The 12,094-nt window shown below is 39.5% G+C and carries 8 protein-coding genes; 5 read left to right on the top strand and 3 right to left on the bottom strand.

Translation table 11 applies throughout. The features are described from left to right. Positions 1-14: 14 nt before the first annotated feature. Positions 15-1,175 carry a class C sortase gene (locus tag QK255_RS01995; RefSeq protein WP_002292615.1) on the bottom strand — a complete coding sequence of 387 codons (1,161 nt, stop codon included), beginning with the start codon at positions 1,173-1,175 and terminating at the stop codon, positions 15-17. 582 nt (positions 1,176-1,757) lie between these two features. On the opposite strand from QK255_RS01995, the gene QK255_RS01990 reads away from it, so the two are divergent. Further along, positions 1,758-3,458: a putative glycosyltransferase family protein gene (locus QK255_RS01990; protein ID WP_016853106.1), complete on the top strand. Its 1,701-nt coding sequence runs from the start codon at positions 1,758-1,760 to the stop codon at positions 3,456-3,458. 101 nt (positions 3,459-3,559) lie between these two features. Here QK255_RS01990 and QK255_RS01985 read toward each other — a convergent pair whose 3' ends face one another. After that, on the bottom strand, positions 3,560-4,390 hold the full coding sequence (locus QK255_RS01985) for an endonuclease/exonuclease/phosphatase family protein (protein ID WP_002292611.1): 831 nt from the start codon (positions 4,388-4,390) through the stop codon (positions 3,560-3,562). A 188-nt stretch (positions 4,391-4,578) separates the two neighbouring features. Then, positions 4,579-6,744 (bottom strand): PTS transporter subunit IIBC, encoded by a 2,166-nt coding sequence (locus QK255_RS01980; protein WP_002292610.1) that lies wholly within the window; start codon positions 6,742-6,744, stop codon positions 4,579-4,581. A gap of 257 nt (positions 6,745-7,001) precedes the next feature. Here QK255_RS01980 and mdxK point away from each other — a divergent pair, with 257 nt between their 5' ends. The 4 genes from mdxK to QK255_RS01960 are packed head-to-tail and all read left to right on the top strand — an operon-like array spanning position 7,002 to position 12,001. Then, positions 7,002-9,296 carry a maltose phosphorylase MdxK gene (gene mdxK / locus QK255_RS01975; protein WP_002292609.1) on the top strand — a complete coding sequence of 765 codons (2,295 nt, stop codon included), beginning with the start codon at positions 7,002-7,004 and terminating at the stop codon, positions 9,294-9,296. After that, complete coding sequence (gene pgmB / locus QK255_RS01970) at positions 9,289-9,954, top strand: beta-phosphoglucomutase (RefSeq protein ID WP_002292608.1); 666 nt, start codon at positions 9,289-9,291, stop codon at positions 9,952-9,954. Before mdxK ends, pgmB begins: the two co-directional genes overlap by 8 nt. Then, positions 9,947-10,954, top strand: coding sequence for an aldose epimerase family protein (locus tag QK255_RS01965; RefSeq protein ID WP_002292607.1), 1,008 nt, complete (start codon positions 9,947-9,949; stop codon positions 10,952-10,954). Before pgmB ends, QK255_RS01965 begins: the two co-directional genes overlap by 8 nt. A 21-nt stretch (positions 10,955-10,975) precedes the next feature. After that, positions 10,976-12,001 carry a LacI family DNA-binding transcriptional regulator gene (locus tag QK255_RS01960; RefSeq protein ID WP_002292606.1) on the top strand — a complete coding sequence of 342 codons (1,026 nt, stop codon included), beginning with the start codon at positions 10,976-10,978 and terminating at the stop codon, positions 11,999-12,001. The last annotated feature ends 93 nt before the right edge of the window (positions 12,002-12,094 follow it).

Genomic DNA, 12,094 nt, shown 5'->3' with positions numbered 1-12,094 from the left:
TTTTCTCTCCTTACTTAGTCATTGAGTTTAAACCAAAAACCATTTTTTTGAAGCTCTTTCACCAGTTTTCGCCCCTCAAAAAAGTACATCTTTTCTTGTTTTAATTTTCTGATACCAAAAGAAGCAGCGACTTTAGGATCATCAACTGACACGATTCGATAAGTCCCACCAGGCAATTGATCCAGCTTGACTTTCCCATAATGATCGCTTTGCACTGAAAACGGCACACCGTTTCTAGTAAGTGTTTTTTTCTTATGTTTCAAAATAAATGAGCCACCCTTTACTGGATTTCCTGCTGAATCACTTATAATAAATGAAAAATCAAGCACTTTTTTACTTAACCGATACTGATAAATCAGTCGACCAATAAACAGTAACAGTATAACTACAGCTATTATCGTTCCTGCAAGAATAAGCAACTGTCGCAAAGTTCTTTCCTGATTTCCTTTTTCTTCTTCGTTTTTTACCGATTCACTATAAGGAATCCGATGTCCCGTCACTAGCAAACGATGCGTGTTGATCATATACGGTGTACATGTAAGCAAGGTAACTAAGTCTTTTCCTTCTTCAATCGTTAGAACAGACGTGTCATCTGGCAGTACCACTTGTATATTCCCAACTTGATAAGCCAATTTCTCCCCCAAAACAGTCAAAATAAACGTATCTCCGTGTTCTAAACGATCTAACTCGGTAAATAATCGTCGATTGGGTAACCCGCTGTGAGCAGAAATCACTGAATGCGTCGAATTTCCACCAAGTGGGAAAGAAGTTCCTTGTAAGACACCTGCTCCATTCTCAAGAATCATGCCGTTAAGCCGATCATAAAGTGAAATATTTATTTGGATTTTAGGTATATTGATACTTCCGATCAGCCATTCCTCTAATTGGCCGGATGTCGTGCTTTCATTTCTGTTCTGTTCATCGAAAGGATCAGCCCCAGGATTGAATCCTTGGTCAGTTAATCGTTGGTTTTGCTCCTCCATTTTCTTTCGCTGCGCTTCATTTTCGGCTGCGGTTCGTTTTTGTACTTGTTCCATTCGTTTTTGATCCATAAGACTATTTAAAGAATCCACATAAAATGGATACAAAGCGATTAGTAACCCTACGACGATACATATCAATAAAAATAAACGAAACAAAAGCCGACGAGACTGTTTTTGCTTTCTCTGCTTCACATGCGTCCTCCCTTGCAAGTTTTTTTGTTCTTTCTTTTATTATATGGGTTCAGGAAAAAAATAGAAAATGAAAGCCGATGAGGTTGTGACAGAAGTGGTTAGGTTCAAGAAATAAGAAGAAATTTCCGAAGAAGCTACTTCTGGAACACCGTGAATCAGAGGTTGTGAAATCAGCGTTATGCTTTGAGTAATAAGAGCGCTAGCCAGAAAATAGCTTTTCATCTTTTCTAGGCTAGTGGGCTTATTACTGAGAAGCAGCTGATTGAACACCGTTTATCGAGAGGTTGTAAAAAAGCTGTCCTGCATCAAGTCATAAGAACAGCCAAACAAAAATAGTTCCTCATATTTTTTGTTTGGTTGGGCTTATTACCGCAGATGCAAGCTTTTGAACACCGTTTACCGAGAGGTCATGAAAAAGCGATTTTGTTTCGAGTATTAAGAAAATTTTGACTCAAAACAAGGAATGCGACATGGCTTTGCCACATCCTCTCTCCTTAGAAATTTCACTTATGTTTTTCTTGTAAAATTCATAAATATTTTCATGAATTTTCTAATTTCTTGCCTCCCTACCGCATAGGATATATGATGAATTTATCTAAAGTTTGCAAAGGAGTTCGACAATTGAAAAAATATGGCCCGTTTTTAGCAATTTTTTTCATTGCTTTGGCATTTCTCATGCCTCATTTATTCACACATAAACTAATTTTGGGTGCTGATGCCCCCTTCCATTACAATCGGTTCTACGATGCTGCGCAACAAATCAAACATGGGGATTTCCACTATTTTCCTTCCCTTTATGGATTCCAGCAAAGCGGTAGGATCGTTAATGCCGTTTACGGCCCATTTTTTGCTTATTTACAAGGATTGATCGTGTTGCTTGCAGGTAGTTGGTTTCACTATCAGATTCTTTCAAATTTTATTCTTTATCTTATTTCAGGATTTTCTATGCTGATCTTACTAAGATATGTCAATGTTCGGAACTGGGTAAGTGTACCAGTAGCCGTTTTATTCATGAGTACGTATTCTATTCAATATTGGTCTATCAATCAAGGATTCACTAGTTGGGGGACTTGTTTCTATCCTTTATGCATGATCCCTATTGTTGATTTCGTCCTTCATAAAAAGTTTCCTGTAATCAAAGTTGCGATCTCAGTTGGACTTATGACGCAGATTCATCTACTGTCTTCGATCATGTTAGCCTTGATGTATATTCCTTTTTATCTTTATTACTTTTTTAACCAGACTGAAAAAGGAAAAGCACTGCTTCAACTAATCAAGTCGGTCTTGCTTTATTTTGTCCTGACAGCAAATATTTGGGCAGGACTGGCTATTGTTTACAGCGGGAATAAGATTCTTCCTCCCTTTGTTAACAGAGAAATGAGTCAAAAGGCGATCGACCTGGATGGCAGTTATTGGCTTCATTATCCTAAAGCCTTTCCGATATTGATATTGTCAGGTTTTTTGCTTTTTATTTTCTTTCAACAAAAGAACACCTTGTTCCAAAAAATCGTGTTCTATACAAGTCTTGTTTTCTTTTTTCTTTCTACTAGCTTGATTCCATGGACGACATTGATCGAAAAAAATGTGCCTTTTATTAGCTTAATTCAATTTCCATTTCGATTTTTCGTCCCATTTACGCTATTGCTTCTGCTTTACCTTGCCCTATCACTAAATCAATGGTCTGAGCAAAAGTGGTTCCGTCTTTTAGGTATATTGGGTATTCTTATTTTTTCTGCACAGACGATCCAAAACTTATACCAGCATCTAGAAAAGTGGGAGAATGAAACATTTGTCAGTCGACATACTTATCTATTCGATACACCGGAAGAAGCAAGGAAAACATTCTTCAGCAAAGATATGTCTACCAGCTTATTCGTTTTCCAAAAAACCACCCCTGACTATCTGCCAATCTATAAGGAGACAAAAGACAACAAATACGACCGATATAACGAAGAAATATTAGAAAACGAAACAACTTTCATAAAAACACATCCAGACGGTCTTTTGACAATCAAGTGGAAAAATACTGGGGACAAAACGGTTCATATCCCTGTTATCGTTTATGATCGGACTGTACTACAGCAAAATGGAAAAACATTGACTGATTATGAATTAACGGATATCGGGACCCCAATCGTGAATCAGCAAAAAGGGATCAACGAGCTCACGCTTCATTATCGAACGCCGATCTATTTCTATTTCATTCTTTCTCTTACTTTGATTGGTTGGTTTACCTTGCTGTGCTTATTTATTTATCATAGATACAAGCATCTACATGCTTAGTCAAAACGGATGATACATCCAATCAAAAAAAACTCTCCGAACGGTAAGATCGATCGGAGAGTTTTATTTTGTTTAGTTTTTTGTGTCATATTTTTGTTCGTTCATCGTCCATCTATTTCGATTTCAGCCCCATAGTGATCACTGATGATTGGACTATCGATCCCGTCAAAAATCCGTTGATATTTTTTTACTCGTACTCCTTCAGGGACAAAAATGAAATCTATACGCAATTTTTCTGTGTTTTGTTCCCAACCATCAATCTTCTTTTCTACAGTAGCAGCTTTGCCTTTTTCATTCGCGATAACATACGAATCTTGAAGAAGAAGACCACTTTCCTTTACTATATGATAACCTTCAGAATCTGCCGGATTATTGAAATCACCTAGGAAAAAAAGTGGTGCGCGGGTTTCAAAAAAGTAGTTTTCCAAGTTTTTCCACTCAAAATAAAAGCCGCTTTTTTTATCTGTCCACCAAGAAAAGTGGCAGCTAGAGACAAAAATATCTTGATCATCTATCTTTGTTTTTCCAATCAAGATCTTGCGCGTTCGATAATCTTCTTTCTTTTGAGATTCGGAGACGGTGAGGACCTGACTTTCCAATGGTCTTTTCGCAAGCAGCGCATTTCCTTCTTCATATTTATCATAACCGATGTGGCTCATTTCCCAACTCCAAAAATACTCTTTTCCTTGTTCTTTTAAAAGCTGGACTAAACAGTAGGCAAAATTATCTTTGCGGATAGGAACTTGATTCTCTACTGGACAGAACTTCATTAGTTTTGCAGGGTCTGCTTCTTCAGATTCCAGTAATTGGTTGATTTCTTGTAAAGCGATCACTTCATAATCTTCTAACAGGATCTTATCTGCTAATTCCTGTAATTTTTTATCTGGTTCTGGCTCAAGCCAGCTATGTGTGTTCAATGTCATGAATTTCATGGTTCTTCTCCTTCTCTTCATTTCGAAACAAAAGGGGTTGTGACAAAATTTTGTCACAACCTCCCCAGTAAACAGTGTTCAATCAGCTGACCTTCGGTATTAGCTCAAAAAAGGCAAAATATGAGGAGCTATTTTTCCGTTTTGTCTCTCTAATACTCAGGTCAGGACGCTGATTTCACAACCTCCCTTTATATTTTAATGGAGCCGATCACTTTACCAGCTGCCACTGTCCCTAATTGCTTGATCACTACTTCTTCCACTTTATCATTCGTAAATACGATCATGATCGTTGGATCTTTTTCTTCGTTTTGGATCACTTCAAGATTCATTTCAGCTAATTTCGTTCCTGTTCCTACTTCTTGTCCTTCTTTGACAGCAATCTCAAAAGCTGACTGATTCATTTGGACTGTATCAATCCCCATATGGATCAAAACTTCGACGCCCTCTTTCGTTTCTAGCCCAATTGCATGTTTGCTAGGGAAAATACTTGTCACTTTTCCAGCGATCGGCGCAACAACTTCTCTTGACGTTGGAATAACAGCAAAACCATCACCCATCATTTTTTGTGAGAATACTGGATCTTTTACTTCAGCTAAAGGAATCACTTCCCCAGAAGCTGCGGAAACTAGTTCTTGTTCTATGCCTAAGTATTTCTTGCTATCTGCTTGTCCATTTCCTGTAGAAACCATTTGCGGCTCTGGAATCTCTGCTCCTGATTGCAGCAGATCTTCGATATCAGATTTCAAGACATCTGCTTTTGGTCCATAAACTGCTTGGACTCCATTGTCTTTGACGATCAGTCCCATTGCTCCTGCTCGTTTCCAGGCTTCTTCAGTCCCAACTTTTTCCCGATCGTTTACACTTACACGTAAACGAGTCATACAGGCATCGACATCTTTGATATTTTCTTTTCCGCCCAACAAATGGATGATCTGCACCACTTGCTGGTCTGCAGTTCCTGTTCCACTGTTAGATACAGTGGTTTCTTCACTGTCATTGTCATAATTTCCGTTACGCCCCGGTGTAGCAAAGTTGAATTTTTTGATCAAGAAATTTGCTAAGAAATACGTAACAACACCAAAAACGATCACACATAACACGAAGTTGATAAGATCTGCACCTAGACCCGCTTTGATAGCTAATGGTGTCCGTGTCAGCAATTCGATATTTCCAAATGAATGGACCCGCAATGGTAAAATGTCTGCCATCGCAAATGCCGCTCCCTGAATGACTGAATAAATGGCATATAATGGTACAGCCGCAAACATGAACATGAACTCCAATGGTTCTGTTACACCTGTTAGAAAGACAGCTAACGCTGCTGAAAAATACATTGATTTATATCTTGCTTTCTTATCAGGATCGACATTACGGTACATCGCAAATGCCATCCCCATCAAAATACCCGAAGAACCAATCATTTGTCCTACTTTGAAACGAGCAGGTGTCCAGTTATGCAACACAAATTCATATTGCGACATATCCCCTGCACCTCTAAGATTCACTAAATCAGTGGCCCAAGCTAACCATAACGGATCTTGTCCAAAAACTTGTGTTCCTGCCTGTGCGCCTGATAAAATCTCGTACGATCCGCCAAGCTGTGTATAGTTGATAGGAATTGTCAGCATATGATGCAATCCGAACGGTAATAGCAAACGTTCCAATGTACCAAATAAAAACGGTGCTAGAATCGGTGCGCTTTCCTGTGATTCTGCAATCCATAAACCAAAATTATTGATTCCGGCCTGTACGTTTGGCCACACAACAGCAAGAATCAATGCCACAATCGTTGACCATAAGATAACGACAAACGGAACAAAGCGCTTTCCATTGAAGAAAGACAAAGCATCCGGTAATTTTCTATAATTATAGTACTTATTATAAGCCATTGCCCCGACAAAACCAGCGATGATCCCTACAAATACACCCATATTCAAAGCTGGTGCTTCCAACACACTTGTAAAGAACCCTTTAACCATGATCTTCGTACCGAAAAGAGTGTGAGTAAACGCATCTTCATTCGCAAGCATATCGCTTGTGACCCCAAAGATGGCCCCAGTGATCCGATTGATCAAAATAAATGAGATCCCAGCAGCAAATGCCCCACCTGCCCGTTCTTTTGCCCAACTTCCTCCTATTGCTAAAGCAAATAAAATATGAAGATTCCCAATAATTGCCCAACCAATATTTTCTATTACTCCGCCCGTTGTAACAAGCGGCGTCCACTCAGGATTGATCAAAGGAATTGATTTCCCTATACTGATCATCAATCCAGCTGCCGGCATCACTGCCACCACAACCATTAAAGCCTTTCCAAATTTTTGCCAAAACTCAAAACTAAATATCTTTTTCATTCCGTTTAGCTCCTTTACGCAATCGGTTTCGTTAAATGTATTATAGCGTGCGTTTTCTTTTTTGTAAATGCTTTATTTTTTATTCTTCTGTCTATACCATTCTTTAAAACCCATAATACATAAGTCCCCTTCTATAAATAGCTCGAAAAAAATTTATTTTTATGCTTTTTTCTATGAAATATTTCCTATTGTCTATTGACTTGCGCAATCGGTTGCGTTTATTATGAACGTATAAACAGCTCATTAGGAGGAGAACAATGAAACAGATCAAACGACTATTTGCTATTGATCCATGGAAAATCAGCACGACCCAATTAGATAAAAAAAATCTTCGACTGCAAGAATCTTTGACAAGTATTGGAAACGGTTATATGGGGATGCGTGGGAACTTTGAAGAAACTTACTCAGGGGACCACCATCAAGGTACTTATTTGGCAGGTGTCTGGTACCCTGATAAGACACGTGTCGGCTGGTGGAAAAACGGTTATCCAGAGTACTTTGGAAAAGTGATCAATGCCTTGAACTTTATCGCAATAGATATTTCGATCAACGATCAGCTGATCGACTTGGCTTCTTTGGAACCAGAAGATTTTTATTGGGAACTAGATATGAAAAATGGTGTGCTATCTCGTACGTTCACAATCACTACTTCTACTAATAAAGTACGTATCTCCTTTGAACGTTTTTTAAGCATTGTCAAAAAAGAAGCAGCTTACATCCGTTTGACTATAGAAATGCTTGAAGGTAATGGAACAGTCGACCTCGTATCGAAATTGGATGGAAATGTCCAAAACGAAGACAGCAACTATGATGAACATTTTTGGAATGAGATCGATCGTGGAACCATAGAAGAAATCGGCTATTTGACAACTAAAACTATTCCAAACAACTTCGGGATCGAACAATTCACTGTTACTGCAGCAATGCGTCATTTCGTTAACGGAAAAGCAGTCGTTCCTGACTATCACGAAGATACTTTAGCCTTACATGGTTGCCTGTCTGCTGAATTATCTCAAGGCGAGACATGGATAGTAGAGAAAGAAATCATCGTTCTTACTAGTCGAGATATCCCAGAAGCGCAGCAAGCAGAAAAAGCCGTCTCAGAATTAGCAAATCAGACAAACAATTATATCCAAGCAAAAGAAGAACAAACAGCGGCTTGGTCAGAACGATGGAAGCTTGCCGATGTGGTCATCGAAGGAGACGAAGAAGCACAGCAAGGTATTCGGTTCAATTTGTTCCAACTATTCTCTACTTACTACGGCGAAGATGAACGATTGAATATCGGACCCAAAGGATTCACAGGAGAAAAATACGGCGGTGCCACTTACTGGGATACAGAAGCGTATGCAGTCCCTCTTTATCTTGCTTTAGCCAAACCCGAAGTAACTAAGAATCTTCTGAAATACCGGCATAACCAGCTGCCGCAAGCGATCCACAACGCTCAGCAACAAGGATTGAAAGGCGCGCTTTATCCTATGGTCACCTTCACTGGCGTCGAATGTCATAACGAGTGGGAAATCACTTTCGAGGAGATCCACCGAAATGGTGCAATCGCCTATGCAATCTACAATTACACGAATTACACCGGTGATACGGAATATTTAAAAAATGAAGGTCTGGAAGTTTTAGCAGAAATCGCCCGCTTCTGGGCAGACCGTGTCCATTTTTCAAAACGAGCAAATAAATACATGATCCACGGAGTGACTGGACCAAACGAATATGAAAACAACATCAATAACAATTGGTATACAAATACGATCGCAGCTTGGGTCTTGCGTTACACGCGAGAAAATTATTTAACTTATCAAGAAGAAGCTGCTATCACTATCAGCGAAGAAGAACTAGCCAAATGGAAAGATATCGCAGAGAACATGTACTTCCCAGTGGACGAAGAATTAGGTATTTTTGTCCAGCATGACACATTCTTAGATAAAGATCTCATGCCTGTATCCGATATTCCCACAAGCGATCTTCCTCTGAACCAGCATTGGTCTTGGGACAAAATCCTTAGATCTTGCTTCATCAAGCAGGCAGACGTATTACAGGGGATTTATTTCTTCAACGATACTTTTACAAAAGAAGAAAAACAAAAAAACTTTGATTTCTATGAACCAATGACTGTCCATGAGTCTTCCCTTTCACCAAGTATCCATTCGATTTTAGCAGCAGAATTAGGAATGGAAAACAAAGCTGTAGAAATGTACCAACGAACAGCTCGCTTGGATTTGGATAATTACAATAACGACACAGAAGACGGCTTGCACATCACTTCCATGACTGGCAGCTGGTTGTCGATCGTCCAAGGATTCGCTCAAATGAAAACCGCCCATGATCAATTGAAATTCGCACCATTTCTGCCAAAAACCTGGAATGCTTATTCTTTCCATATCAATTATCGCGGACGTTTATTATTCATCTCAGTTACAGATGAACAAGTTACTTTTGAGTTATTAGAAGGTATGCCTCTGGAACTTTTCGTCTATGAACAGTCTTACACTTTAGAGGATCGCCTAGAAATAACGCTAAGAAAGGAGGAAGCAAATGTTTAAAGGGGTATTGTTCGATTTAGACGGCGTCATCACCGATACTGCCGAATTCCATTATCGTGCTTGGCAAAAGCTTGGTCAGGAAATCGGCATTACGATCGACCGCACATTCAACGAACAGCTAAAAGGCGTCAGCCGAGAAGACTCTCTCTCTTTGCTTTTAGCTTATGGCGGAAAAGAACACTCTTTTTCAAAGGAAGAATTTGCAGAATTAGCAAAAAGAAAAAATGATTATTATTTAGAGATGATCCAGACGATCGAACCAAAAGATGTCTTCCCTGGGATCGTCCCTTTACTGGATTCTTTAAAAGAAGAAAAAATCAAGATCGCTCTTGCTTCTGCAAGTAAAAATGGGCCTTTCCTACTTAAAAAAATGGGTCTCACACCTTACTTTGACGCTATTGCCGACCCGGCAGAAGCAGCAAACGGAAAACCTGCACCAGATATCTTCCTCCTTGCAGCAAAAGCTGTCGGACTAAAAACAGAAGAATGTATCGGGATCGAAGACGCGCAAGCTGGTATCCAAGCCATCCTCTCAAGTGGTGCTCAACCAATTGGCGTGGGACGTGCTGAAGACCTTGGAGAGGAGATCCCGCTTGTCCCTGATACGACTTTTCTTACGATCGATTACTTGAAAGAAAAGTGGCATGACCATGGATAATCCAGAAATCTCCGTCGTACCAGTTCCAGAGACTGAAATAAAGAAAATCACGTTGAAGAACGACTATTTAGAAGTCGTTCTTCTCAACTATGGTGCCCGCCTGCATCAAATCTTCGCGCCAGACAAAGAAGGAAAATCAGAAAATATTTTATTATCTTACGATCGTTTCGAAGATGTTCTAACAGATAAAAGCTTTTTTGGCGCAACTGTCGGACCTGTAGCTGGAAGGATCCGAGATGCTTCTTGGGGTGAGCATAGATTGGAAAAAAACTGCGGATCACACCATATCCACGGTGGCACGAAAGGCTGGTCTTTCCAATATTGGGAAGTAGAAGTTTTCAAAACTCCTTCATCAATAGGCGTGGTCTTTTACTTAAAAGATGAATTTTCTACCTATCCAGGACCAATCACTGCTACGATCACTTACCGTTTGACAAAAAACGAGTTAGAGATGACGACCTCTGCCAGTAGCCTGGTTGAAACCATCTGCAATCCTACCAATCATGCCTACTTCAACCTTTCAGGAAATGGAAAAAGAGATATCTATGACCATCAGTTAACGGTCTTCTTAGATGGTATACTTGAATTAGATCAAGAAAAACTACCTACTGGAAATTGGACGAAAAAAGAAGACCTGCCCATCGACTTTAGAAAATCTCCAACACTGCAAGAAATCCTTGCTTGTTATCCAGCTGGACTAGATGATGTATTTCTTTTGCATCATCCTAGGCTTTCCAGAACTTCCTTACAATTATTCGAGAAGCATTCTGGTCGTCAAATGACTATAGCAACTTCCAACAAAAGTATGGTATTATTTTCTACGACTGGATTTGAAGCTGATTTCTCTGTCAACGGAAAACAGATGCATTCAAACTACGGATTAGCAATCGAACCGCAAGAAATCCCTGATATCGTTCATTTTCCCAACTTTGGATCGATCAACCTCCATCCTGGTCAAGAACGGGTCAGTCAGACGATTTACCGGTTCTCTGCACAATAACAAGAGAAAGGTGTTTTTATCATGGCTATTACCGTAAAAGATGTGGCGAAAAAAGCCGGCGTTGCTACCTCGACCGTCTCTCGTGTTATCAATGATCATCCTAGTATTTCCGAGGCAACAAAGAAGAAAGTCCGAAAAATCATGGATGAACTAGGTTATGTTCCTAACATGACTGCCCGCAATCTAGGAAAACGCATTTCCAGTGCCATCGGCGTGATCTTACCTCCTCTTGATTCAAAAGAGCGGATTGGGAATCCCTTTTATCTTGAGATCATGGAAGCAATCAACGAAGAAGCGCGGAATTATGATATGACGACAGCGATTGCTACTGCTAAAAATTTTGATTTACTGTTAGAGAACGTCCAGCGTATGCATCTACAAAAACAAGTAGATGGTTTTATTCTAGTGTATTCAGATAGTCAAGACCCTGTCATTGATTATTTATACCAAAACCACATCCCTTTCACTTTGATCGGACAGCCTTATCATCACGAAAACGAAATCGTTTATGTAGATAATGACAACCAGCTTCTAGGCAAACAAGCAACAGAATTTTTGATCCAGAATGGACATAAGAATATCCTATTCGTGACGAATACGACTCATGAGAGTTTGTATTTCGAACGATATTTCGGTTATCAAAAAGCGATGATGATAGCTGATTTTCCTGCGTTTTCCAGTGTAGTACTGGAACATACAGAAGATTATCTGACCTTTGAGAAAACGTTGAAAGAAAACGAAGCCACAGCATTGGTAGTCATTGACGATATCTTCGCCCTTCGCACGATGCAGTTGGCACAAATGTATGGTTATGTCATTCCAGAGACACTTTCTGTCATTAGCTTCAACAACTCGATCTTCTCAACATTGACACATCCTTACCTTACAAGCATCGATATCGATATCTCCGAATTAGGACGTGTCGCTATGCAAAAACTGCGTGAACTGATCCATGAAGAATTAAGTAGCGGCGTACGTTTGGTCATCCCTCATCGCTTGATCAAAAGAGAGACAGTCGTTCCTTTAGAAAGCACGAAACTTAGTTAAATCACTGAATTTGCTGACCATTTATCCTATGGTCAGTTTTTTTACATAAAAAACGTTATTTTTATAAGTTTTAAAAGCAAATATTAAATAACA

It is taken from the genome of Enterococcus sp. ZQ21 (assembly GCF_030053755.1).
GTDB classification, from domain to species: Bacteria; Bacillota; Bacilli; order Lactobacillales; family Enterococcaceae; genus Enterococcus_B; species Enterococcus_B lactis.
Note: the sequence above shows the minus strand (reverse complement) of the source record. Positions and strands in the feature narration are given on the sequence as shown.